At 60.6% G+C, this 24,680-nt stretch carries 24 protein-coding genes; 18 read left to right on the top strand and 6 right to left on the bottom strand.

The genetic code is table 11. The annotated features are described in order from the left end of the window. Positions 1-35: 35 nt before the first annotated feature. The gene (locus RAE19_RS07635) at positions 36-1,451 is read left to right on the top strand and encodes a methyl-accepting chemotaxis protein (RefSeq protein ID WP_313874329.1); all 1,416 of its coding nucleotides are present in this window, start codon (positions 36-38) and stop codon (positions 1,449-1,451) included. 93 nt (positions 1,452-1,544) lie between these two features. After that, on the top strand, positions 1,545-2,576 hold the full coding sequence (locus RAE19_RS07630; RefSeq protein WP_313874328.1) for an MBL fold metallo-hydrolase: 1,032 nt from the start codon (positions 1,545-1,547) through the stop codon (positions 2,574-2,576). On the opposite strand, the gene purT is transcribed toward RAE19_RS07630, so the two are convergent. Beyond that, positions 2,573-3,787, bottom strand: coding sequence for a formate-dependent phosphoribosylglycinamide formyltransferase (purT, locus tag RAE19_RS07625; protein ID WP_313874327.1), 1,215 nt, complete (start codon positions 3,785-3,787; stop codon positions 2,573-2,575). The genes RAE19_RS07630 and purT overlap by 4 nt on opposite strands. 195 nt (positions 3,788-3,982) lie before the next feature. Here purT and RAE19_RS07620 point away from each other — a divergent pair, with 195 nt between their 5' ends. Next, entirely contained in the window at positions 3,983-5,989 is a 2,007-nt protein-coding gene (locus tag RAE19_RS07620) for a methyl-accepting chemotaxis protein (RefSeq protein WP_313874326.1), read from the top strand. Here the strand turns inward: RAE19_RS07620 and rocF are convergent. Together rocF and RAE19_RS07610 are read right to left on the bottom strand one after the other, a co-directional pair. Continuing rightward, complete coding sequence (gene rocF, locus RAE19_RS07615; protein WP_313874325.1) at positions 5,975-6,889, bottom strand: arginase; 915 nt, start codon at positions 6,887-6,889, stop codon at positions 5,975-5,977. The two genes, RAE19_RS07620 and rocF, sit on opposite strands and share 15 nt — an antisense overlap. Continuing rightward, the gene (locus RAE19_RS07610) at positions 6,886-7,893 is read right to left on the bottom strand and encodes an asparaginase (protein ID WP_313874324.1); all 1,008 of its coding nucleotides are present in this window, start codon (positions 7,891-7,893) and stop codon (positions 6,886-6,888) included. Before RAE19_RS07610 ends, rocF begins: the two co-directional genes overlap by 4 nt. Before the next feature lie 103 nt (positions 7,894-7,996). On the opposite strand from RAE19_RS07610, the gene RAE19_RS07605 reads away from it, so the two are divergent. Together RAE19_RS07605 and RAE19_RS07600 are read left to right on the top strand one after the other, a co-directional pair. After that, entirely contained in the window at positions 7,997-8,851 is an 855-nt protein-coding gene (locus tag RAE19_RS07605) for a phytanoyl-CoA dioxygenase family protein (RefSeq protein WP_313874323.1), read from the top strand. 195 nt (positions 8,852-9,046) lie between these two features. After that, positions 9,047-9,457 carry a hypothetical protein gene (locus RAE19_RS07600; RefSeq protein ID WP_313874322.1) on the top strand — a complete coding sequence of 137 codons (411 nt, stop codon included), beginning with the start codon at positions 9,047-9,049 and terminating at the stop codon, positions 9,455-9,457. Between the two features lie 8 nt (positions 9,458-9,465). Here RAE19_RS07600 and RAE19_RS07595 read toward each other — a convergent pair whose 3' ends face one another. Beyond that, positions 9,466-10,968: an FAD-linked oxidase C-terminal domain-containing protein gene (locus RAE19_RS07595; RefSeq protein WP_313874321.1), complete on the bottom strand. Its 1,503-nt coding sequence runs from the start codon at positions 10,966-10,968 to the stop codon at positions 9,466-9,468. 126 nt (positions 10,969-11,094) lie between these two features. Further along, on the bottom strand, positions 11,095-11,967 hold the full coding sequence (locus RAE19_RS07590; RefSeq protein WP_313874320.1) for a LysR substrate-binding domain-containing protein: 873 nt from the start codon (positions 11,965-11,967) through the stop codon (positions 11,095-11,097). Between the two features lie 966 nt (positions 11,968-12,933). Here RAE19_RS07590 and RAE19_RS07585 point away from each other — a divergent pair. The 7 genes from RAE19_RS07585 (at position 12,934) to RAE19_RS07555 (ending at position 16,417) form a co-directional block, all read left to right on the top strand. Beyond that, complete coding sequence (locus RAE19_RS07585; protein ID WP_313874319.1) at positions 12,934-13,395, top strand: hypothetical protein; 462 nt, start codon at positions 12,934-12,936, stop codon at positions 13,393-13,395. Positions 13,396-13,470: 75 nt separating this feature from the next. Then, positions 13,471-13,842 (top strand): hypothetical protein, encoded by a 372-nt coding sequence (locus RAE19_RS07580; RefSeq protein WP_313874318.1) that lies wholly within the window; start codon positions 13,471-13,473, stop codon positions 13,840-13,842. A 105-nt stretch (positions 13,843-13,947) separates the two neighbouring features. Continuing rightward, complete coding sequence (locus tag RAE19_RS07575; RefSeq protein ID WP_313874317.1) at positions 13,948-14,253, top strand: hypothetical protein; 306 nt, start codon at positions 13,948-13,950, stop codon at positions 14,251-14,253. 92 nt (positions 14,254-14,345) lie between these two features. Next, on the top strand, positions 14,346-14,765 hold the full coding sequence (locus tag RAE19_RS07570; RefSeq protein WP_313874316.1) for a hypothetical protein: 420 nt from the start codon (positions 14,346-14,348) through the stop codon (positions 14,763-14,765). A 66-nt stretch (positions 14,766-14,831) separates the two neighbouring features. Next, the gene (locus RAE19_RS07565; RefSeq protein WP_313874315.1) at positions 14,832-15,284 is read left to right on the top strand and encodes a hypothetical protein; all 453 of its coding nucleotides are present in this window, start codon (positions 14,832-14,834) and stop codon (positions 15,282-15,284) included. A 248-nt stretch (positions 15,285-15,532) separates the two neighbouring features. Further along, entirely contained in the window at positions 15,533-15,673 is a 141-nt protein-coding gene (locus RAE19_RS07560) for a helix-turn-helix domain-containing protein (RefSeq protein ID WP_313874314.1), read from the top strand. A gap of 252 nt (positions 15,674-15,925) precedes the next feature. Then, complete coding sequence (locus RAE19_RS07555; protein ID WP_313876196.1) at positions 15,926-16,417, top strand: MarR family winged helix-turn-helix transcriptional regulator; 492 nt, start codon at positions 15,926-15,928, stop codon at positions 16,415-16,417. Positions 16,418-16,425: 8 nt separating this feature from the next. Here the strand turns inward: RAE19_RS07555 and RAE19_RS07550 are convergent, their stop codons facing one another. Then, entirely contained in the window at positions 16,426-17,310 is an 885-nt protein-coding gene (locus tag RAE19_RS07550; RefSeq protein WP_313874313.1) for an amidohydrolase family protein, read from the bottom strand. Between the two features lie 148 nt (positions 17,311-17,458). On the opposite strand from RAE19_RS07550, the gene RAE19_RS07545 reads away from it, so the two are divergent. The 6 genes from RAE19_RS07545 to RAE19_RS07520 all read left to right on the top strand — a co-directional run bounded on the left by RAE19_RS07545 (position 17,459) and on the right by RAE19_RS07520 (position 24,635). Beyond that, on the top strand, positions 17,459-18,256 hold the full coding sequence (locus RAE19_RS07545; protein WP_313874312.1) for a crotonase/enoyl-CoA hydratase family protein: 798 nt from the start codon (positions 17,459-17,461) through the stop codon (positions 18,254-18,256). 4 nt (positions 18,257-18,260) lie between these two features. Next, positions 18,261-20,132: a feruloyl-CoA synthase gene (locus tag RAE19_RS07540; RefSeq protein ID WP_313874311.1), complete on the top strand. Its 1,872-nt coding sequence runs from the start codon at positions 18,261-18,263 to the stop codon at positions 20,130-20,132. Positions 20,133-20,157: 25 nt separating this feature from the next. Further along, positions 20,158-20,943 carry an SDR family NAD(P)-dependent oxidoreductase gene (locus RAE19_RS07535; RefSeq protein WP_313874310.1) on the top strand — a complete coding sequence of 262 codons (786 nt, stop codon included), beginning with the start codon at positions 20,158-20,160 and terminating at the stop codon, positions 20,941-20,943. A 54-nt stretch (positions 20,944-20,997) separates the two neighbouring features. Next, positions 20,998-21,984: a Bug family tripartite tricarboxylate transporter substrate binding protein gene (locus RAE19_RS07530; RefSeq protein WP_313874309.1), complete on the top strand. Its 987-nt coding sequence runs from the start codon at positions 20,998-21,000 to the stop codon at positions 21,982-21,984. 84 nt (positions 21,985-22,068) lie between these two features. Beyond that, positions 22,069-22,908 carry an archaetidylserine decarboxylase gene (gene asd, locus RAE19_RS07525; protein ID WP_313874308.1) on the top strand — a complete coding sequence of 280 codons (840 nt, stop codon included), beginning with the start codon at positions 22,069-22,071 and terminating at the stop codon, positions 22,906-22,908. Positions 22,909-22,970: 62 nt separating this feature from the next. Beyond that, positions 22,971-24,635 (top strand): methyl-accepting chemotaxis protein, encoded by a 1,665-nt coding sequence (locus RAE19_RS07520; protein ID WP_313874307.1) that lies wholly within the window; start codon positions 22,971-22,973, stop codon positions 24,633-24,635. The last annotated feature ends 45 nt before the right edge of the window (positions 24,636-24,680 follow it).

The following is a 24,680-nucleotide window of genomic DNA, read 5'->3' as shown; positions in this document are numbered from 1 at the left end:
TTGATATGGTGGGAATCCGTTACACAGGAGTTCCCATGACCATCGCTCAAAGCCGGACCAGTACGGAAGCCCTTGCCCAGTTGGGCGACAAGGTGCTGCTGTCAGCCATTGTGTTGTCTGCGGTGGTGTCGGTCGCACTGGGCTTGTCTTTTGTAGACAGCGGGCTGGCCATTACCGCCACGGTGTTGCTGTTGGGGCTTGCCTTTGGGGTGTTTGCGGTGGCCCGTTACACCGTGCTCAGCCGGTTTGTACTGGCGTTTGTGTTGGTCTCTTTCGTGGCACTGCACATCCAACTCGCCAGGGGCATGGAAGAAATGCACTTCGGGGTGTTTGTTTCCTTGGCGCTCTTTTTGACCTACCGCGATTGGCGGGTCATTGTTTTCGGTGCCGTGCTCTATGCGATCCACCACGTGGTGTTTGATCGTTTGCAGGCGGCGGGTTTTGGTTTGTACTGCATCGCCGAGCCCAACTTTGGCCGCGTCGTGATCCATTCGGTGTACGTGGTCATCCAGTCCGGCGTGCAGTCCATCATGGCGATCAACATGGCTCGCGCAGGCCGGGAAGGCGACGAGTTGCGGGTGCTCGTGGCTCAGGTCAACCGGGAAAACACGATCGACCTCAATGTGCACGACATTCCGACCACCACCCGCGGTGGCACCATGCTCCGTGAAACGCTGGCGCGCATGGATGCCGCAGTTGCGGCGGTGCGTCGCAGTACCGGCAGCATCGATGTAGCCTGTGACGAGATTGCGACGGGTAACGAAGACCTCAGCAACCGGACCGAGCAAACCGCCGCCAATCTGCAACGCACGGCCAGCACCATGTCGCAGCTCACAGGGGCAATGGCCCAGTCGGCCGAAAGTGCCCGTCAGGCCAACGCACTCGCCATGACCGCCAGTACCACGGCGGCCCGCGGTGGCGAGGTGGTGAGCGAAGTGGTGCTCACCATGCAGGGCATCAATGAAGCGAGCCGCAAGATCAGCGACATCATCGGAGTCATTGATGGCATTGCCTTCCAGACCAATATTCTGGCGTTGAACGCCGCAGTCGAGGCGGCCCGCGCCGGTGAACAAGGGCGTGGCTTCGCGGTGGTGGCCAGCGAGGTCCGAAGCCTGGCCGGCCGCTCCGCCGAGGCTGCCAAAGAAATCAAAACGCTGATCAGCACCAGCGTGGACCGTGTGGAGCAAGGCACTACCTTGGTCGATAAAGCTGGCGAAACCATGACCGAAGTCGTGAGCAGCATCCGCCGGGTGACAGACATCATGGGCGAGATCAGCGCCGCCAGCGCTGCGCAGTCCGAAGGTGTGAACGAGGTCGGCGAAGCTGTTGCCCAGATGGATCAGGCCACCCAGCAAAATGCATCTCTGGTCGAGGAAATGGCCGCTGCCGCCGGCAGTTTGCGCCAACAGGCCCAAGATTTGGTGCGCACTGTGGCGGTGTTTCACCCATAGCCCCAGCGGGCGTAGTGCCTGCCGCCCTGCGGGGCTGGCGGGGTTGGCACCTTGGGGCATGATGGCAGTCTTTCAACCTCCTCCGTTTGACTGATGCCCGGCAACCGCTCTGTACCGAACCGCTTCTCCAACTCGGACCCTCAGGTCCAGCTCGGTAACTTTCCGTGGTACGAGATGTTGTGGCGCACATTGCGCGGTGATTTCAAGCCGCTTCGCGCGCCCGACCAAGGCTATGCGGCTTTTGAAGCCGCATGGACCGTACCCGTCAACCACGATGCTTTGCGGCAAGCGCCGGAGACACCACAGGTGACCTGGCTGGGGCATGTGACGGTGTTGCTGCAAGTCGCGGGGCTGAATATCTTGATGGACCCCACGCTGGCAGAGTTTGCCGGCCCTGGGGGCAGGGTCGGTGCCCGCCGCCGCGTGAAGGCGCCGCTGACGCCCACGCAGCTGCCGCGCATTGATCTGGTGTTGATCTCTCATAACCATTACGACCATTTGTGCGATGCCACGATCCGTGGCCTGTTGGCCGCCGGTCAAACACCGCGCTTCATCGTGCCTAAGGGACTGAAAGCCTGGTTTGACCAGCGCGGCATTCCCCGGGTGCAAGAGCTGGATTGGTGGGAGTCGCTCGCTGTGGCGGATGGTATCCGGGTGCACTTCACGCCGGCTCAGCACTGGAGCCGGCGCACCCCGTGGGACACCAATGCATCATTGTGGGGAGGCTATTGCCTCGAGTGGCATGCAGCGCCCGCCGCGCCTTGGCGGTTTTTGTTCCCCGGCGACACCGGCTACAGCCGTGACTTTCAAGCTATCCGCCAGCGGATCGGGCGTATGGATTTTGTGGCCCTCCCCATCGGGGCTTACCTGCCGCGCGACTTTATGAAGCCGATGCACGTGAACCCGGCCGATGCGGTGCAGATGCTGCTGGACCTGGACGCGCCCCTCGCTATGGGCGTGCATTGGGGCACCTTCATGCTGACCCAAGAGGCATTTGATCAACCCCCACGCGACCTTGCGATCGCGCTGGCCGAGCGCAATCTCGCACCCGGGCACGTGTGGTTGATGCGGCATGGAGAGACCCGCTCCATACCGCTGCCAGCAGCCGACCGGATCGCGGCTTAAACCACGCGCGGCTTCACTTTCGATGCAGCCAGCTTGGCGTTGCTGCGAGCAGTGTCGGTGTCCTCGGCCCGTGCCAGCGCAACCCCCATGCGACGCTTGGTAAAGCTCTCGGGTTTGCCGAACAAGCGCAGATCGGTACCGGGGATTGCCAAGGCCTGGTCCACGCCGTCAAACACCATGCCTTGCGCATCGGCGCCGCCGTAAATCACGGCACTGGCGCCCGGATTACGCAAAGAAGTGTCGACCGGCAAGCCCAGAATCGCGCGGGCATGCAGCTCAAATTCGCTTTGGTGCTGGGTGCACAGGGTCACCAAGCCTGTGTCGTGGGGGCGGGGGCTGACCTCGCTGAACCACACCTGTTCGCCTTTGACAAACAACTCCACCCCAAACAGGCCTTGCCCGCCCAGGTTGTCGGTCACCGCCTTGGAGACTTCGCGGGCGCGCTCCAGGGCGGCAGCGTGCATCTGCATCGGCTGCCAGCTCTCGACATAGTCGCCACTGACCTGCACGTGGCCGATGGGGTCGCAAAAGCTGGTCACGATCTGGCCATCTGCGCCGACCGAGCGCACGGTGAGCTGGGTGATTTCGTAATCGAAATCGATAAACCCTTCCACAATGACCCGGCCGTGGCTGACGCGACCGCCGGCCATGGCGTAGTCCCATGCTTTCTGGACATCTTCGGGGCCGTCAATTTTGCTTTGGCCTTTGCCGGAGCTGCTCATCACCGGTTTGACGATACAGGGGTAGCCGATACCTTGCCCGTTTTCGCCATCGATCGCCGCCTGCAATTCGGCGAGTGAGTCACAAAACTGGTAGGGGCTGGTGGGCAGGCCCAAAGTTTCTGCTGCCAAGCGGCGGATGCCTTCCCGGTCCATCGTCAAGCGGGCGGCCCGGGCGGTTGGAATCACGCGCACCGTGCCTGCGGCCTCCAGCTCCTCGAGCATGGGCGTTGCAATGGCTTCAATTTCCGGCACCACCAGCATGGGGCGCTCCGCTTCAATCAGTGCTTGGAGCTGCGCTGGATCGCTCATGGTGATCGTGCGCGCGTGGTGGGCCACTTGTTGACCGGGTGCGTTGTCATAGCGATCTACCGCAATGGTCTCGACCCCCAGGCGTTGCAATGCAATCAACACTTCTTTGCCCAATTCACCGCTGCCGAGCAGCATTACTTTGGTCGCATGGGGGGAGAGAGGCGTTCCGAGTGTGGTCATGGTCAAGAGGGGGTAAAGATGGTTAGGATGCGATTGTCGGTGTGAACAGGGCAGGTTCAGTGGAGGACCGGGTTTTCAAACCAAAAACCCTTATCAACTTATGGTAATGTGCGGTTTTATGCTTTTTTCATTAAATCCGTTAAATTTAAATATCTGTAAGTTGCGTTTGATGTCGGTCGTTGAATTGGAGTCCCTATGCAGCAAGTTTCCTGGTTTTCCCGCTTAGGCGTGGGTAGCAAGCTCTCCTTGAGCTTGATGGCAATGGTGAGCGTGTTTGTCGCCCTGCTCGTGATAAGCATCGGTGTGACCTTGGTCCGCGTGGTGGAGTCCCGTGCCAGCGATGAGGTCGCCGAGAAAACCAAACTCATCGTGTCTTTGGTCGAGGCCACCGACAGTGATTTGCGCAGCCGTACGGTCACTCTGGCCAAAACGTTTGACGCACGGCTCGGCGCCGGATTTGATTTGACCGGAGAGAGCATCGACATTGCCGGCAAACCCACGCCGGCGTTGGCTCTAGGTGGCAAACCCATCAATATGGATTTCAGTGTGGTGGATCAGTTCACCGAGGCCACCGGCGCGGTAGCGACCATCTTTGCGGCATCCGGCCAAGACTTTGTGCGGGTGAGCACTTCCCTCAAAAACGACAAGGGCGAACGTGTGGTCGGCACACTGCTTGACCGCGCCCACCCCGGCTACAAAGCCGTGATTGAAGGCGGGACCTACGCCGGTCCGGCGACCTTGTTTGGGCGCCAGTACATGACGCACTATGAGCCGATCAAAAATGCTGCAGGCAAAGTGGTTGGATTGGCATTCGTGGGCATGGACTTCAGCAACTACTTGAAGCAACTCAAAGACACGATCCGCGCCATGAAGATCGGCGAGACCGGCTACTTCTATGTGCTGGATGCCCGCACGGGCCCCAATTTGGGCAACCTGATCGTGCACCCGGCCCAAGAGGGTAAAAACATTCTGGATTCCAAAGACTCCAGCGGTCGTGAATTCATCAAAGAGATTCTCGAGCAAAAGAACGGAAGCATCCGCTACCCCTGGAAGAATGCCGAACTCGGAGACTCTGCCGCGCGTGAGAAGGTGGTGGCCTTCAGCCACCTGAAGCCCCTCAACTGGGTGATCGCTGGCGGCGCCTATGTGGATGAGTTCACTTCCGAGGTGCGTCAGATCCGTAACATTTTTGGTGCAGTGGGCGTGGGCGTCGTGCTTTTGACGGCCATTGTGTTGTTTGTGATGGTGAAGCGACTCGTGTCTATGCCATTGCAGCAGGTGCAGCTTGCCGCCAGCCAAATCGCCAGCGGCGACTTGACAGTGCAGATCAAGGCCCAGAGCCAGGATGAAATCGGGCGCCTGGTCGAAGCGATCAACCAGATCGGCTCAGGCCTGGCTGGTGTGGTGTCCGCGGTGCGCGAAGGCTCTGAGAGTGTGGCCAATGCCAGCTCCGAAATTGCCCAAGGCAACCACGACCTGTCGATGCGCACCGAGCAGCAAGCCAGCGCGCTGCAGCAGACGGCCAGCAGCATGGCCACCCTGAGCAGCACTGTGAATCACAACGTGGACAACGCCCGCCAAGCCAACCAGATGGCCGTGAACGCGTCAGACGTGGCCCTGCGCGGTGGCCAGGTGATGGACCAGGTGGTGGAAACCATGAAGGGCATCAACCAGTCCTCGGCACGGATTGCCGACATCATCGGTGTGATCGATGGCATCGCCTTCCAAACCAATATCCTGGCCTTGAATGCTGCCGTTGAGGCAGCGCGTGCGGGTGAGCAGGGCCGTGGCTTTGCGGTGGTCGCCAGCGAGGTTCGCTCCTTGGCAGGCCGGAGTGCCGAGGCGGCCAAAGAGATCAAGGGCCTGATTGATGACAGCGTCGGCCGTGTAGAGCAGGGCACCAAGCTGGTGAACCAAGCGGGTGAGACCATGACCGAGGTGGTTGCGTCGATCCGGCGGGTGAATGACATCATGGGCGAGATCACGGCGGCGAGCTCTGAGCAGAGCGCCGGTGTGCACCAAGTGAGCGACGCGGTGAACCAGATGGACCAGACCACCCAACAGAACGCCGCACTGGTCGAGCAAATGGCTGCCGCAGCGAGCAGCTTGCGCAATCAGGCTGGCGAGCTGGTCAATACCGTGGCGGTGTTCCGGACCGGCAACGATGCCGGTCACTCGTCCACCCGCCTACTTTCGCATTAAGGTACTTTTCCCGAACAGGGATTCGATCAAATCCACCGCCACTTCGGCGGTGCGATTGCGTTCATCGAGCGCGGGGTTCAGTTCGAACACGTCCAGGCTGCCCATGCGCCCGGTGTCTGCAATCATTTCCATGCAGAGCTGCGCTTCTCGGTAGGTGGGGCCACCTCGCACGGTGGTGCCTACGCCGGGTGCGATATCCGGATCCAGAAAGTCGACATCAAAACTCACATGCAGGTGGGTGTTGCTGTCCATCAGCGCGAGGGCCAGCTCCATGGCGGAGCGCATGCCCATTTCGTCGATGTAGCGCATGTCGAACACTTCAATGTTCTGCTCATGCACGAAGCGCTTTTCACCTTCGTCCACGCTGCGGATACCGATCTGCCGTACCCACTTGGGTGAGATCGCCGGCACATGACCACCAATCTCGATCAACTCCTGCGGGCCGAAGCCGCAAAGGCAGGCCACGGGCATGCCATGGATGTTGCCGCTCGGGGTGAGCGTGTTGGTATTGAAGTCGGCATGGGCGTCCAGCCACAGCACCCGCAGCTTTTTGCCGGTGTCGCGGCAGTGGCGGGCCACGGCGCTGATCGAGCCGATACCCAGGCAATGGTCCCCGCCCAGCACGATGGGCATGCGCCCGTCTTGTAATTCGGCGTAGACCGCGTCATGCAGGCTGCGGTTCCATGCGGTCACTTCAGGCAAATGGCGGTACCCGTTGACAGGGGGTTGCCACGGGTTGTTGGGCCCGCTGAGGTTGCCGGTGTCGCGGACCTCGAGTCCGTGGCTCTGCAAAACATGGTGGATGCCCGCCACGCGCAAGGCCTCCGGCCCCATGCTGGCGCCGCGGCTGCCCGCGCCGATGTCGGTCGGAGCGCCAATCAGGCTGATGTGTCGGTTCATGGTGTTTGCAATTGGAAAACAGGGAGCCGCTCGCCGACCAGCAGGCCGCGGGCATTGCGAATTTCGGCGGCACGCCACGGCTTCAAAGCGGCGCGCTGCGCGTCGTCAAGCCAGCCGAGTTGGTCGAGGACCTCCACGCTGGCTGCAAACAGGGCGGGCTTATTGCCATCGATGATCTTGAGGGCAAAGGCCTCGCCCCGGCTTTTGCTGCCCACCACCTGCACACCATCTGCACCGACCTTGCTCACCCAGTCGCCTCTGCCCACGCGCATGAAGTCCAGGTCGTTACGCCCTGTGCCGCTCACCATTTCGGGGTAGGCGGTCATAGCTTCGCTCAAGAGTGCAAAGCTAGCGCCGAACTCGGCATCCTGCGCGCCACTGGCCAGGCGCGCATAGCCGGTCGCCAGCTTGGACAAGGGCATGGCAAAGTTGGGTGCAGAGCAGCCGTCAATGCCGCGCGGCATGTCTTGCACGTCCATGCCGACGGCGCGGGCAACATCCCGTGCTATCGCTTGCTGCAGCGGATGGTCGGGGGCGGTGTAGTCGTCCAGGGGCAAGTTGTGCTGCACGCAATAGGCCACAAAGCCGGCGTGTTTGCCGCTGCAGTTGTTGTGGGCTTCGGTGTAGGTGGCGCCCTCAGGTGCTCCTTTGTCAAAGTAGCTGAACAGCAGTGGTACATGGCAGCCGCAGCGCAGGGTCTGGTAGGTGTTGCCCGATTTGCCCAACATGCTGACGGCGGCATCCGCGTGCATGGCCTCGCCGTTGTGGCTGGCGCAGAGCAGGGCGTTTTCGGCCTGGGTGAAGCCAAAAGTCGCGGGGCCACCCGCTTCGACAAAAGGCAGTGCTTGCAGCGCCTTCAGGGTGGACCGGGTAAAGGTCACCAAGTGCGGGTCACCGGCAAAGGCCGTGAGTTGTCCGAGGCGGTTGGTCACAGCGACCGCGCCGAAATGCAGGCACTCGGGGGTGCCGCCGCGGGTGAGTTGGATCAGGGGTGTGAGGTTCAAGTGCGTGTCTCTCCTGTGCCAGAGAGTAGCCGAATTTGCGCATTCCCTTGCCCAGGCTGTCTATACTGAAACGCTATCTACACTGCCAACCTCTGCATAGCCCATGCTTACCTCTGAACAGAAAATCCGCTACGCGGAAGACGGCTACCTGATCCTTCCCGACTTCAAATCCAAGGCCGAGATTGCAGCCCTGCGCGCGCGGGCAGAAGCTATCGTGGACGCCTTCGATCCGGCAGAGAGCCGCACCATCTTCACCACCAATGAGCAGGCGCGCAAGGTGGACCACTACTTTTTGAACTCGGCCGATCGCATCAGCTGCTTTTTTGAAGAAGAGGCGTTCGATGCAAACGGCGCCTTGCGGCAGGCCAAGGCGCTCTCGATCAACAAAATCGGCCATGCCATGCACGACAAGGACCCGGTGTTCGAGGCCTTCTCGCATGGGCCTGCGTTGGCAGAGTTGGCGGCCGATCTCGGGCTGACCCAGCCGCAAGTCTGGCAGTCGATGTATATCTTCAAGCAACCCGGCATCGGGGGCGAAGTCGGTTGGCACCAGGATGCCACCTTTTTTGACACCACCCCGATCAGCGTGACCACCTTCTGGTTTGCCCTCGAAGACGCCACCTTGAGTAACGGCTGCTTGTGGACCGAGCCGGGCGGCCACCGGGGCCCCCGGGGCGTGTTGCGTGAGCGCTTTGAGCGAGAGGGTGACTCCATCACCATGCGCAAGCTCGACAGTACCCCATGGCCTGCCAGCAATGTCAACGCAGTGCCCCTGGAGGTTCAGGCCGGCGCTTTGGTGGTGTTCCATGGCTTGCTGCCGCACTACAGTGCCCCGAACCGCTCCGCCGTGTCCCGCCATGCCTACACCCTGCATGTGACCGACGCGAGCACTACCTATGCCGCGAGTAACTGGCTGCAGCGCAGCGCAGCGGACCCGGTGCGGGGTTTTCTGGTTTGATTGCTATTTAATTCATAGCTAGTAGCGCAATATTTATAAGGGATAGCTGCCGATTTGGCTTGTTTTTTTGAGCCGCCTGCGCGCTGCGGGCGGGGCGGTAAGCGCAACACCATGTTGCAAAACACCGCCAATTAGCGCTTTTCAAGCCGCGGCGGCTGTGCGACATTGGGCTCCTGCGTGTGTCAGGAGGGCCCGATGAACCACCCAGTCTTTGCAGTTGCCTTGTGCGCCAGCTTGACGAGCCAGGCCTTTGGCCAGGAGGCCATCTCTCTGACCCGCCTGCCTTCGGGTGCGGCGCCGTCGCTCAACCAATCGGACCGCAGTTTGCTCGACAAGGCGGTGGCGGAGCGCAAGTCGATCGGCCTGCTACTGCACAACACCGTGGTGGCCTTCGATACCCGGTATGACGGTGCCCGCAAAAAAATAGGGGTGTCCCTGACCTCGTTCAGCAACAGCCCCTTAGAGCTCGCCTACGACCCCACCGGCAAAAGCCTGATCGCCCAATGGCGCTCGGTCCACACCACGGCGGCCGGTCAGTCTTTTCAGTACCAAGCGTTTGTCGGCGAGTCCGGGGCGATCAACTTCGTCCTCAGTTCGAAGTTCTGATCCCCGCACTAAAAGCGCGGCAGGTCGGGGTGCTTGAGCTTGCCGCCGCGCACCAGCTCTTTGCCGTATTCGGCGCAGCGCTGCAACGTAGGAATGACCTTGCCCGGGTTGAGTAGCCCCTGCGGGTCGAAGGCCGCCTTCAGCGCAAACATCTGGGCATTTTCTTCGGCGCTGAACTGCACGCACATGCTGTTGAGCTTCTCGATTCCCACGCCGTGTTCGCCGGTCACCGTGCCGCCCATGGCGACGCTGGCCTCCAGAATTTCGGCGCCGAACAGCTCGCAGCGGCGCAGCTGGTCGGGGTCGTTCGCATCAAACAAAATCAGCGGGTGCAGGTTGCCGTCGCCGGCATGGAACACGTTGGCGCAGCGCAGCTGGTACTTCTTTTCCATCTCGGCAATAGCCAGCAGGATGTCGGCCAGCCGGGCGCGGGGAATGGTGCTGTCCATGCACATGTAGTCGGGGCTGATGCGGCCGCTAGCGGGGAAGGCGTTCTTGCGCCCGCTCCAGAAGCGCAGGCGTTCGGCTTCGCTGTTGCTCACCGCAATGCCGGTGGCGCCGGCTGCGCGCAGCACTTCGCTCATGCGGCCGATTTCTTCTTCCACCTCTTCGGGTGTGCCGTCGCTCTCGCACAGCAGAATGGCTTCGGCGCTCAGGTCGTAGCCCGCGTGCACAAAGTCTTCCACTGCGGCGGTCATGGGCTTGTCCATCATCTCCAGCCCGGCGGGGATGATGCCGGCGGCGATCACCGCAGCCACCGCATCGCCCGCTTTGCGCAGGTCGTCAAAGCTGGCCATGATGCAGCGGGCCAGTTGTGGCTTGGGCACCAGCTTGACAGTGACCTCGGTGGTGACGGCCAGCATGCCCTCGCTGCCGACTACCACGCTCATCAGGTCGTAGCCGGGGGCGTCGAGCGCGTCACCACCGAATTCGATGGGCTCGCCTTCCATGGTGAAGCCGCGTACCTTGAGCACGTTGTGCAGCGTCAGGCCGTATTTCAGGCAGTGCACGCCGCCTGAGTTCTCGGCCACGTTGCCGCCAATCGTGCAGGCAATCTGGCTGCTGGGGTCCGGCGCGTAATACAGCCCATAGGGCGCTGCCGCCTCGCTAATGGCCAGGTTGCGCACGCCGCACTGCACCACCGCCGTGCGGCTGCGTTTGTCCACTTTCAGAATCTTGTTGAACTTGGCCAAAGAGAGCGTGACCCCCATGGCATGGGGCATGGCACCACCGGACAGGCCGGTGCCCGCGCCGCGAGCCACCACCGGCACATTCAAGCCATGACACACCCGCAACACCGCAGCCACTTGGTCTTCGGTTTCCGGCAGGGCCACCAGCAGCGGGCGCTGGCGGTAGGCGGTCAGGCCGTCGCATTCATAGGGTGTGGTGTCTTCCGTCTGGTAGAGCAGCGCATGCTTAGGCAAATAGGCCTCTAGCGCAGGCAATACCTGCGCGAGTAGCTCTCTTTTTTGTAGCATTTCCCGGGCGGTTGTATCAAGTGGGGCGTTCATGGGGGCTATCGGGTGCTGAAAGGGCGGTTGCGTGGAACCTCACTCTAAAAGAAAGCGGCCCCCCGTGGCGTGAAGAAACTTGCAGCCCTGTGTGAAAAAGGGCCCGGTGACGGGTCTCGGGGGCGGCTAACCCACCGCCTTTTTGAGCCAGTCGGCAAAGGCCGCCACTTCCCAGCGGTCCATGGCGCCTGTGCGCCAGCACAGGTAGTGCGCGTGGGGGCTGGGCGCGTTGTGGGCATACAGCCGCACCAGCGAGCCGTTGTCCAGCCAGGGGGCACCCAGCTTCAGGCGGATCAGGCCCACGCCCATGCCGGCGGCGGCGCCATCGCACATGAGGCCGATGTCGTTGAACTGGGAACCCTCTACCGGCTCCGGCCAGTCCAGCCCGTTGGCGGCAAACCAGGTGCGCCAGGGCTCCAGCGGGCTGCGCAAGAGGGGCAGGTTGGCGAGATCTTGCGGAGTTTCGAATGGGCCATGTTCCCGCACAAAAGCGGGTGAGGCGAGGGGTGTCACCTCGTCCTTCATCAGGCACACATGCTCCATGTCGGCATAGCGGCCTGCGCCAAAGCGCACCATCAGGTCGGCATCTTCGGCCACCACGTCGAGCAGGGGAATGGACACCTGCAGGGTCAGGTCGATCTCGGGGTAGGCGTCGGTGAACTGGCGCAGGCGCGGGATCAAAATGGAGCGCGAAAACGTGGGCGTAACCGCCAGGCGCAGCTTGCGCTTGCCAGGTGCCGCAGCGGCGCTGGGAAATTTCTGCAGGATGGCGAGGCCTTCACGCACATGGGCCAGGTACTCGCTGCCCTCAGTGGTCAGCGAAAAGTCCGCCCGGCCGAACAGCTTGGTGCCGATGATCTGCTCCAGCTGCCGCACCCGGTGGCTTACGGCGCTGGGGGTGACAAAGAGTTCTTCTGCCGCCAGGGTGACCGAACGCAGGCGCGCCAGGGCTTCAAAGGTCAACAGGCACTGAATCGGGGGGATGCGGGAGGCGCTCATGGCGGGGATGATGCCATTAGTGGGGCGGGTGCAATGAGGGGCATAAGCGGACCTACGAACAAGACACCTAGTTCTAGCTTGTTGCAGGGTTTGACTATTCTGTTATTCACATAAAAATTCCAGCCAAAGTCAAAATGCCCAATCGATTCAAAGACTTACTGATCTTTCGTTCGCAATGTTCATCAGCAAGCCACCTTGTTCATCAGCAAGCCACCTTGTTCATAAGCAGGTTTGCAGGGTTTAGCTTCATTTTTATAGTTGGCCATGCGGCCTCAGGTCGGGCTCATCGTATATAAATCAAGCACTTAAAAAATCCACGGGAGGAAAACATGGGTCCATGTAGCTTTGTTCATAAGACGTGTTTGACGCCCATAACACGTTAGGCCTCGCGACTCCGACCCATGTACGTTCTTCTACCTTTGCTTAGCGCGATCGCTGGCGCATTGCTTGCGGGTGTCGTCACAGCAGAGTACGTGCCGCACGTCATCCTCGGACTCTTCGCAGTTTGTATCGCTCTATCGTGGTTCGTGGTCGCAGAGAATCGTGCATTCTCGAAAGGACCCGGTGTACTGCTAGGCAAGTTCAATCCGTTAGTCAAAGCCCGTCGCACCAAGGTTCGTAGCGCATTTTTCTGTAGCGCAGCAGCTGTCGCAGGCGCATGCATAGGCCTGCTACTCAGAATCACCGGTACTCATTGAGCGTGCAACTTGGGTGGCAGCCATGGGCGCACCGCAACTGGGTGCAAAGAGCGGAGGCGCCGGCAGTCACTCGCTACAAGCGGTGAGCCGAAATCTCTGCGAGCCAGTTCCTCACCCAGCGAGCGAGGCCTAACCCTTCGCTGGAGCGGGACCTCCACCGGCATGGCTCTTGGCCCGCGAAGCGCTCGCTGTCATCATCCGCTTCGCGGGCCAAGCGCCATCCCGGTTCCGGCCCCTCAGCTCAAACGTTATGCCTCAGGACCGCACCGTGACACGAAGTGACAAGCTTGGTAAGTTGGTCGCCGTCTTTGACCAGTTCCACTTCGCCATCGCGAAGCTAGACGATCCGATGGCGCAGCGCCTTGTGGTGAACTGGGCCGGGATTCGGCATCAATACGACCAGCCGACGATTGCTCCTCGATCAGCGCTTGCCTCCGGAATGGAGCAGGGTCTCCGCGAAACACCGATGCTGATGCAATCCATGCAACCCGAGGCTAGAAAGCACGCTGTCCAAGCGCTAGCGGCAGCAACCTCAGCCCACTATCCGGACTTCCTAGTCAAGGAAGCCGACCGCCTCGCAAAGATCAAGATGCGCGGATCCATTCGTGGAGAGGGCGAGTTCCACCTTGTTCGCCATCAAATCGACATGCTGGAGGGCGAGCCGGGGCAAGAGCAAGAGCTTCGCCTGCTCTACGAGTTGGCTGAAAAGTTCGAAGGCAGGCGCAGGTGAGGCATAACCTTTTGGTCAAGCGGACCTGCGCCAGCTACTCTGGCTGGTCCGCTTACCGCAAACGTTAGGCCTCTCATGCTGCCCGTCACTCCGCGACCAATAGCGCCTATTGAAGCAGCTGTAGTTAGCGCGCTGCTCACACGTGCGCCAATTGGTCCATCCTGTGAAGCCTCATCTTGCGAAATTGGTTCACTGACGATCGTTGGCAAATGCCCCTGCGGCTGCGAAAGCCTGTTCTTCAGCGGCGTCACCGAAGCAAAAAATCAGTTTCGTCTCGCGGATGGACTTGGATACACCGAGGACGGCGAAGAAATTGGCATGATCTTGTGGGCGTCTGGCACTCGCATTGTTAACCTCGAGCTCTACAACTACTCCGAGAACCCTGCGCGTCTTCCACCGCCCGACAGCATCTGTCCGTTTGAAGAGGCCCGAAGAACCCGTGAATAGTGTCATGCGTATCAACACCCGAGCATCCGCCACCAGCCTAACTGGTCGTTGCACACGGACGTCCATGCTTCGCATGGCCGCCGGTGAACTTGGGCGTTAAACATCATGCAACTGCACGAAGTCATCGCTGGGCTAAGTGAGTGTCCGGACGAAACCTTGATTTTTGCCGAGCGCGTAAACGGCCAGTTTCTCTCACGGTCGGCTGCGGTTGCGCTTGTACTTTCAGAGAATGAGCTTTCACTCCCGTGGCGCGAAGTCGCAGCCGAACGCGCTCCTGGCATGGAGTACTTTTTGGAGGCGTCAATCGTTCTAGAGATGCTGACTGAATGGAGGGCTAACCAGCCAATACAGCTGCCGGACCTTCATTCATTAGTCGAAAGAATTATTCACTATGCTGAAAATGACGCTTAACACTTCGGCCCACACGGACAAGCAACATCAGGTTGCCGCTTCGCGGCGCATGTTGCCTGCTGGTGGCCTCCAACGTTAGGCGTCGTCAAAGCATGCGATCGAAGCTTGCGAAAGCAACAACACTGCTCCTTGCAGTGGTCGCCACGCTGTGGTTCATCGAGCTCGTTTGGTCAATCTCAAAATTCGAGTACCCACACATCCAAGCGGAGCGAGGCGTTCCGGCCGCAACTTTGCTGGCTCTCACGCTGGCATATGCCTCAATCCACAGATCCTGGCGTTTGCACTGGCTCGGCATTCCACTGCTACTCATCAGCAGTCTTGGAGTTATCCATGTATTGCCGGTGTGGATCAACGGTTTGTTTAAAGAGTTTGCGCCATTAACCGCTACGGAGGCGACACAAGCATTTCAGTCCGGCCTGTTTGCAGTCGCGACTGTTGGCTTTATGTCGGTATTGGCATGCTTGGTGGTCGCCACGCTATCCGCCGGGCAAGCGGTTCGCGAAAAGCCATGAATCAGCGGCTCACTGGCACCGCGACTCCTCTCATCTCAAACGTTAGGCGTCACGAACGCGTCGACCATGGCAATCTGGCAATTCGACCTCTCACTCGTTCCCTGCGGCGGTCCAATGCCATCACGAACTTCGGACGGTCACGAAAGCCCCTCAGTCGGAGCTGAGAGAGTTGTCGAAGCCAAAGCTTGGTTGTCTGCGCGCTTCGGTGAGCCATGGGAAATGCTTGATGGTTGGCTAATCTACGGACCGACAGATGGAAGTCGTGTAGATCTCGTCCTTGATCAAGATGGCACGGCGGAAATAGGCGCCCGGATAGATGCCAGAGGCGAGGCAACTGAGTTTATAGAGTCGCTTTGCGAACTGAGTGAGTTGCTCGACTGCAGCCTATTCGCAGTCGAGTTCTGGCAGCCGATCGAAGCAAAGTCTGCCGCTATTGCCATCGCGCTTGAGCGCTCGCGTGTCGCAGCATTTATCCGAGATCCAAAGAAAGTTCTAAAGGGTGCGGGCAGTGACGCCTAACCCTTCCATCGAGAGGGACGTAACGACTGCTTTAGCTCAATACGAAAGCAGGCTATTTGTCTCTATATGCCCCGGCTTCGGATTGAAGGTCCGCGTGGAGTCATGGCTTCTAAATAACTAGCGTTGAATTGGTTAGTTTCACTGAGTTGGTAAATTATCAATGTCACTTGAAATTCGCGCGGCCACAGTCCTTGACGCCAAGAAGGTTTGTGCCGCAGTGCGTCGATCAATACTCGGCGGCGCAGGCGATGACCTTGGAGCAAACCGAGCAATCGCTGCTCCAAAAGGCGATTGCAGCTTCGGGGGGCAACCTGTCGGCAGCCGCACGGCTGCTGAACACCAGCCGCGCCAAGCTTGCCTACCGGGCCAGAAAGCACGGGCTGGTCTGAGCCGGTGCATGTGCATGTGCAGCCAGTTTGCGGCAAGGTTCAACCGTTAGCATTCACCCTAGGCGGTCAACAGTTGGGTTGAATTCAACGTGTTGATTGCTCCTTTTTTGATAGCTGCTTGCGCACATTCTGCGTGGGCTAGGCGTTGATTTTGTTTTGAACCCATTGAAAAAAATTTCTACCTCTGCCCAGTCGCCCGCGGTCAAGTCCAAGCCGGCGGCGCGTGTGCGCAAACCTGCGGCGTCGGCCAGTCTGGCAACGGCCAAAAGCGGGCGTCAGCGCGCGGCAGCCCCTGATGCGCTTCCGGTAGAACCTGTAGACACCAGCTACTTGCGCACGCTGGTGGGCTACAACGCCCGGCGCGCGTCACTCGCGATCATCGAGACCTTCATGGTGCGCATGGCGCCCTATGACCTCAAGGTAGTGGACTTCTCGGTGCTCTCGCTGGTCGCGCACAACCCGGGCATCACGTCCCGCCAACTGTGCGCGGCGCTCAGCGTGCTACCGCCCAACTTGGTGGGTTTGATTGCCACACTAGAACGCCGGGGCCTGATTGAGCGGCTGCCCCACCCCAGTGATGGCCGGGCCATGGGCGTGCACCTCACGCCCCAAGGTACAGAGCTGATGTTGCAGGCGGAGAAAACGGCATTCGACCTGGAGATGGATGCCACCTCCCGCTTGACGGACGCAGAGCGCAAAACCCTGATCCGCCTGCTGCAAAAGGTCTACACCCCGGCCGACTGAGCGGCGCTTTACTCGCCGGCTACCGCCGCGGGGTCCAGGCGCAGCAAACGCACCGCGTTGTCTTTCAGGATGCCGGGCATCACCTCGGGTTTGAAGCCTGCTTCCTGGAAGTCTTTCATCCAGCGCTCAGGGGTGATGAGCGGGTAATCCGAGCCAAACAAGACACGGTCTTTGAGCAAGGTGTTGGCGTATTGCACCAGTTGCTTGGGAAAGTATTTGGGGCTCCAACCGGAGAGGTCAATCCAGACATTGGGCTTGTGGGTGGCCACGCTCAAGGCCTCGTCTTGCCAGGGAAAGCTGGGGTGGGCCATGACGATTTGCATGTCCGGGAAATCAATGGCCACATCGTCCAGGTGCATCGGGTTGCTGTATTCCAGCCTCAGTCCGCCGCCGCAGCGCATGCCGCTGCCGATGCCACTGTGGCCCGTGTGAAAAATGGCGGGCATGCCGTATTCGGCAATCACCTCGTAAATGGGCCAGGCCATCTTGTCGTAGGGGTGGTAGGCCTGCACCGTGGGGTGAAACTTGAAGCCCTTGATGCCGTGCTCCTCGATCAGCTTGCGCGCCTCGCGCGCACCCATCTTGCCTTTGTGCGGGTCGATGCTGGCAAACGCCGTCATCATGTCGCTGTTGGCTTTGGCGGCTTCGGCAATTTCTTCGTTGGGAATACGGCGGCGGCCCATTTTCGATTCGGCGTCCACGGTGAACATCACCAAGCCGACTTTCTGTTCGCGGTAATAGGCCACGGTTTCTGCAATCGTGGGGCGTCGCCCGTTCTTGAAGTACTTGTCGGCGGCCCGGTCGTATTCCTCGCCGTAGTTGTCAAACGGGTTCCAGCAACTCACTTCCGCGTGGGTGTGGATATCGATGGCGCGCAGATTTTTGTAGTCCATGGTTGTCTCCTGTTAGTTATCTGTGGACGCACGGGGGCAGCCTCCCTGATTGCGTACTTCCCGGGAAGGATAGCAAGGGAAACTACCTAGAAAAAGAGCGTTCAAGTGACTTGATTTGGTTATTAACTATAACCAAAATTGCGCCATTATGAAAACTTTTACGCAACACCCCGATATCCATTTCGAACGCCTCGGTGAGGAACAAGAAGTGGCGGTGATCCGCCTGACCCGCGGCGCCAAGCGCAACGCCCTGAACGACGGACTCATCCTCGCGCTGCGGGAACTGTTCGAAAACATGCCCGAAGGCGTGCGGTCTGCTGTGATCGCCGGCGAGGGACCGCACTTCTGTGCAGGCCTGGACCTGAGTGAGCTCAAAGAGCGTGATGCCGGCCAGGGCTTGCACCATTCCCGCATGTGGCACGCCGCGCTGGAGCGTGTGCAATACGGCCCCGTTCCTGTGATCGCAGCCCTGCAAGGCGCAGTGGTGGGTGGCGGCTTGGAGTTGGCAAGCGCTTGCCACATTCGTGTGGCCGATGCTTCTGCGTTCTATGCCTTGCCGGAGGGTTCCCGCGGCATTTTTGTGGGCGGCGGCGGTGCGGTGCGCATTCCCAAATTGATCGGTGCAGCCCGCATGACCGACATGATGCTCACCGGCCGTGTGTACAACGCGCAGGATGGTGAGCGCATTGGTCTTGCGCAATACCTGGTGCCGGAGGGCGCTGCCTTTGACAAGGCGCTGGAGCTGGCGGTGCGCGTGGCGCAGAACGCACCGCTGACGAACTACGCCCTGATGCACGCCTTGCCGCGCATTGCAGAGCAACCGGCCGACCAGGGGCTGTTCACCGAAGCCATGATGGCGGCTATTGCCCAAAGCGCACCGGAGGCCAAGACCCGTCTGAACGACTTTTTGGAAGGCCGTGCTGCCAAGGTACGCAAGCAGGACTGAGGCCATGAGCGACATGCAACTCCCCACCCCGCGTTACCGCGAGACCAAATTCGGCGTCACCCGCATTACCGTCACTGACGGCGCGCCCGGCGTTCGCTATCTGCAGGCTGATTTGGCATTGGGTGCCTATGCCCGCCGGATCGCTGACTACCTGGTGCATTGGGCGGAGATCACGCCGGACCAGACCTTTCTGGCCCGACGCCAGCAGTTGCCGGACGGCACGACCGGCGAATGGCAGCACATCAGCTATGCCCAGGCGCTGGAAAGCGCCCGCAGCATCGGGCAGGCGCTTTTAGACCGGGGCTTGAGCCCGGAACGGCCAGTCGTCATCCTGAGCGAGAACAGCCTCGAGCACGCCATGATGGCGCTGGGTTGCCTGTATGCCGGCGTGCCCTATTGCCCGGTGTCTTCAGCCTATGCGACCGTGAGCCAGGACTTCGAAAAGCTGCGCCATGTGATGGACACCCTGACGCCGGGGCTGGTCTTTGTGGCGGACGCAAGCCGCTATGGCGCGGGCGTTGCCGCCACGGTCGGGCTGGATGTGGAAGTGGTGGCTGCAGCCGGGCAGATGCAAGGTCGGGTAGCAACTTCCTATGCGTCCTTGTTGGCCACAACGGCTACGCCTGCCGTGGACGCTGCCATGCATGCCACCGGCCCGGGCACCATCGTGAAGTTCTTGTTCACCAGCGGCTCGACCAAGCTGCCCAAGCCGGTCATCAACACACAGCGCATGTGGTGCGCCAACCTGCAGCAGATATCCCTGTCGCTGCCCGTGTTTGCCGAAGCGCCGCCAGTGTTGGTGGACTGGCTGCCCTGGAATCACACGTTTGGTGGCAACCACAATTTCGGGCTCACCCTGCAACACGGCGGCACGCTGTACATCGATGACGGCAAACCCACTGCGGCGCTCATTGGCGAAACGCTGCGCAACCTGCGGGAGATCGCGCCGACGGTGTACTTCAATGTGCCCACCGGCTTCGAGATGATCGCATCGGCCATGGAGTCTGATGCGCAGTTGCGCACCACCTTGCTGTCGCGTTTGAAGGTTTTCTTCTATTCTGGTGCAGGGTTGTCTCAGCCTGTGTGGGACAAGCTCCACGCGATCCAGGAGTCCGCCATCGGCGAGCGGATCGTAATGGCCACCGGGCTGGGCATGACCGAGTCTTCGCCCTCTGCCATGTTCGTCAACAGCCCGGATGTGGCGTCCGGGGACATCGGCGTTCCGGTGCCGGGCATGACGCTCAAACTGGTAGATGTGGATGGCAAAACTGAGGTGCGCTACCGCGGACCCAACGTGACCCCGGGCTATTGGCGCTCAGATGCGGCTACGCGGGATGCGTTTGATGAGGAAGGTTACCTCTGCACTGGCGATGCGGTGAAGTGGATTTCCGAGTCTGATATTCACCGTGGCCTGCGCTTTGATGGCCGGATCGCGGAGGACTTCAAGCTCTCCACGGGTACCTTCGTCAGCGTGGGCCCCATGCGCGCCAAGATTGTGGTGTCGGGCGCGCCCTACATCCAGGACGCGGTGATTACCGGACTGAATCGCAAAGAAGTCGGAGCGCTGCTGTTCCTGTCTGCCGCTTGCCGCGATGTAGCGAATCTTCCAGCGGATGCGCCTTGGGCGGATGTGGTCCAGAGTGCGCCAGTGCGGCAGCGCATAGAAGCCGTTGTAGACCAGCTGGCCCGCGAAGCGACAGGCAGTGCCAGCCGCATCGCCCGCGCACTGCTGATGGTGGAACCACCGTCCGCCGAAAAGGGCGAGATCACCGACAAAGGCTCGCTGAACCAACGGGCCGTCTTGAAACATCGCCACACCTTGGTTGGGGGGCTGCACGACGACGCCCTGCCTTTCATCATCAAACCCACGGCCTGAGTGCGCCTCAGCCCAGGAAAAAGACATGCATATTCAAGGACAAACCGCACTGGTGACCGGTGCAGCATCAGGTTTGGGTGAAGCGACTGCCCGTGATCTGGCGAGACTGGGCGCGAAAGTCGCCGTGCTGGACATCAATGAAGCCCAAGCAGAAACCGTGGCGTCCGCGATCCGGGCAGAGTTCGGTGAGGGCCGTGCCATCGGGCTGCGTTGCGACATCACGCAGACTGACAGCGTGCAAGCTGCTTTAGACGCTTCTGAGCGCGCCTTGGGTGCCGCGCGCATCCTGATGAACGTGGCCGGCATCGGAAGCGCCAAGCGCGTGGTCCAACGCGACGGGAGTGCAGCACCGCTGGAAGACTTTGCCCGCGTGGTCTCCATCAACCTGATTGGCACCTACAACATTAGCCGCTTGTTCGCGGCGGCGTGTAGCAAGCTGCACCCCCTGGAGAATGGCGAGCGCGGGGTGATGATGTTCACGGCCTCGGTCGCCGCGTTTGACGGGCAAGTGGGCCAGCAGGCCTACAGCGCCTCCAAGGGTGGCCTGGTCGGCATGACGCTGCCCATGGCCCGAGACCTTGCGCAGCACGCGATTCGGGTGTGCACCGTAGCCCCCGGCTTGTTTGCCACCCCCTTGATGAAGGAGTTGCCGGAAGCCGTGCAGCAATCTCTGGCGGCCAGCATCCCTTTCCCGTCCCGTTTGGGTAAGCCGCAAGAGTTCGCTGAACTGGCTTGCCACATCGTGACCAATGGGCACCTCAATGGCGAGGTGATCCGGCTCGATGGCGCGCTGCGCATGGCGCCGCGCTAACTCAGCAGCATTTCTTTCCCTGTGCAACCTGCCAATTAAAAATAGGAGACAACCATGTTCACTCGCAGGCAACTCATTCACGCCTTGGGCAGCAGCGCTGCTTTGGGCGCGCTGTATCCACTCACTGCGCAAGCGCAGGTAGACCAAGTCAAGGTGTACTTCGGCTTTCCGCCGGGCAGTTCCGGCGACACCGTGGCGCGCCGGGTCGCGGAAAAGTGGGCGGGTACGCCCTTCAGTAAAAACGCAGGCATTGTGGAAAACAAGCCCGGCGCAGGCGGTCGTATTGCCCTCGAGGCCCTCAAAAGCGCGCCGGCCGATGGCTCGGTGCTGGCGCTCTCGCAGGTGTCAGCGCTTGCGAACTATCCGCACATCTTCAACAAGATGCCCTATACCGACAAGGACTTTGCCCCTGTCTCCATTGCGGCCATCATGCACCACGGCCTGGCGGTGGGCCCCATGGTGCCTGCCAATGTCCGGACAGTGAAGGATTTCTTGGCGTGGGCCAAGGCCAACCCCAAAGACGCGAGCTACGGTTCGCCCGGTGCGGGCTCCACACCGCATTTCATTGGCGCTTTGCTGGGCATCAATAGCGGGGTGGACCTCCGGCATGTGCCCTATCGCGGCTCGGTGCCCGGCGTGACCGATCTGGTGGGTGGTCAAGTGGCAGCCATGGTGACGCCGCACGGCGACTACCTAGCCAATTACAAGGCTGGCAAATTGCGCATTCTCGCGACCTCCGGCCCCAACCGCTCGCCCTACGCGCCCGAGGTCCCCACCTTCGCTGAGCAGGGCTTCCCGGAGCTGACGACCGAAGAGTGGTTCGGTTTCTACGCGCCTGTAAATACTCCGAAGTCAGTGGTGATGGCTGCCAATACAGCGATCAACGCAGCCTTGAAAGAAAAATCGGTCATCGACAGCCTGGCGCTGGTCGGCTTGATTCCCCGCGGCTCCACGCCTGAAGAGCAAGCCCGCTGGCAAAAATCAGAGTTCGACACCTGGGGGCCCTTGATCAAGAAAATCGGATTCACCGCCGATTCCTGAGATCCGGGAAAGTAGGGGGAAACGCTCTATCGAGAAGAAGAGGCGTCAGTAGAATGGCCCTCTTTTTCTTTCGGGAGTTGCCCTGTGTCTGATGCCCTCGCCGTACTCCCGCAGTACCTACTCCCCAAAAAAGCCCTTACGGCGTTTGCCGGTCTGGTGGCTGGCGCGCGCGGGGGTAAGGCTACAACGGCGCTGATTCGCTGGTTCATTGGCAAATACAAAGTCAACATGGCGGAAGCCGCCAATCCGGACCCCGCGGCGTACCCGACCTTCAACGAGTTTTTTACCCGGGCGTTGAAGCCCGGTGTCCGCCCCCTGGCACACGCACCCTTTGTGTGCCCTGTGGATGGCGCGATCAGCCAGTTCGGTGCGATCGACAAGGACCAGATATTCCAGGCCAAGGGTCACCACTACAGCAGCACGGCCCTGGTGGGCGGTGATGCCGGGTTGGCCGCTCAGTTCGACCACGGCACCTTCGCCACCATCTACCTCAGCCCGCGCGACTACCACCGCATCCACATGCCCTGTGACGGTGAATTGCGCCGCATGATCTATGTGCCGGGCGATCTGTTTTCAGTAAACCCCACGACAGCCCGCGGCGTGCCGGGCCTGTTTGCACGCAACGAGCGGGTGGTCTGCGTGTTCGATTCGCCCCATGGTGAGTTTGTATTGACTTTGGTGGGTGCCACCGTGGTCGGCAGCATGGCGACCACCTGGCATGGCGTGGTGAATCCCCCGCGCTTGCCGCAGGTGACGGAGTGGCATTACGAGCCGGGCAACGTGGTTCTCAAGCAGGGCGATGAGATGGGCCGTTTCTTGCTTGGCTCTACCGTCGTTTTGCTGTTTCGCAAAGATGCGCTGAACTTCAACCCCGAATGGTCACCCGCCAAACCCGTACAGCTGGGTGAAAGCATGGGTATTTAATCGAGCGGACGGGGCTGAAATTCAGTATCCTGAGTTTTTTGAAACCCCACAGAGGGCTTGCCATGAGTAACGCTGACGTCGTACCCGAATCTTCTGCTTCTGTCGTTGGAAGCAGTGAGCCCCCTGAGTCGGTTCCTTACCGCCGCACGCGCATCGCTGCGCTGGACCGTTTGACCGTCCGCTCGACTTTGTGGATGGCGTTTGCCAGCATGCTGTTGGGCGCGGTGGTGATTGGGGTGTTCTCTCTGTTCCAGATGGGACGCTTGAACGCCTCCACCAAGGTGATTTACGAGCAGGAATACGCCGCGGGTCAGGCTGCGGAAGAGGCTCGTAGCCTGATTCTTCGCGCCAGCCGCGCCCAGACACAACTGCTCACGGCCACCACGGCAGCCGAGCGGGACACCTTGGGCGCTGCGATCGAAACCAGTTTGGCGGATATTGCCAAGCGCTTGGACATCATCAAAGGCCTGTCTGACTCTGAGGAAACCACGGCCACCAGCCAACAGCTGATCGATGCCATGGGCAGCTGGACCAAACGCCAACGTGCCTACATTGCATTGGTGAAAGAGCAGCCCCTTGATCTGGTGCAGATGAGCACCGATGTACCCACCGAGGACGCCCGCCTGCTCAACGACACCCGCAAGTTGGAAAAGCTGGTCGACACTTTGGTGGAGCAACGCGCACAGTCGGCCAAGGCCACGATTGAAATGGCAGGCCAGATCTACCAGTCTTCGCAAATGTGGGTCATCGGCATCATGCTGTTGCTACTGGTGTTGTCGCTCGTGATCAGCGCTTGGGTTACCGGACGCTTGTCCCGCCAGCTGGGTGGGGAACCGGCGTATGCCAAGTCCATTGCCAGTCGTATCGCGGATGGTGACCTGACCATGCAAATCCGGCTGGCCCCCAAAGACAACGACAGTCTGCTGTATTCGCTGCGCGACATGCAGATGAAGCTCTCGGACACCATGCGCGACATCGCCGACAGCTCCAAGCAGGTGGCCAATGCCTCGCGCGAGATTTCCATGGGCAACCTCGATTTGTCCCAGCGCACCGAGCAGCAAAGCGCCTCCCTGGAAAAAACCAGCACCAACGTGGAGCAGATGGCATCGCTGACCCGGCGCTATGCCGAGAGCGCTGCGGAAGCTGCACAGCTCTCGGGCAATGCCAGCCGCTCCGCCCGCTTGGGGGGAGAAGTGGTGGCCGATGTGATCCGCACCATGGAGAAGATCAGCAAGAGCACCCAGGCTATTCACGGCAACATCAGTGTGATTGAAGGAATCGCCTTTCAGACCAACATCCTGGCGCTCAATGCGGCGGTCGAGGCGGCGCACGCCGGCGAGCAGGGGCGTGGCTTTGCGGTGGTTGCGCAGGAAGTGCGCTCACTGGCCGAACGCAGTGCCAAAGCAGCTCGTGAAATCAATGCGCTGATCGAGGAGTCCACCCGCCAGGTCACCGAAGGCGCAGAACTCGCCAGCAAGGCGGGCCAGACCATCAGCGAAATGGCAGAAACTGTGCAGCAAACCAGTGCCGTGATGGACGAGATCTCAGGCGCTTCGGCGCAGCAGAACCACGGTATTGAAGAGATCAACCGGGCGGTTGCGCAGTTGGATGACAGCACCCAGCAAAACGCCGCGCTGGTGGAAGAGGCCGCCGCTGCAGCGCAGTCGCTGGATGAGCAAGCGCAGTCGTTGGATCAGCTAGTAGGACGCTTCCACTTGCGCAGTTAAGCCTTTGGTTGGCACCAACAAAAACGGCGGCCCATGGCCGCCGTT

Source organism: Rhodoferax potami (genome assembly GCF_032193805.1).
In the GTDB taxonomy this organism is placed as follows: Bacteria; Pseudomonadota; Gammaproteobacteria; order Burkholderiales; family Burkholderiaceae_C; genus Allorhodoferax; species Allorhodoferax potami_A.
Note: the sequence above shows the minus strand (reverse complement) of the source record. Positions and strands in the feature narration are given on the sequence as shown.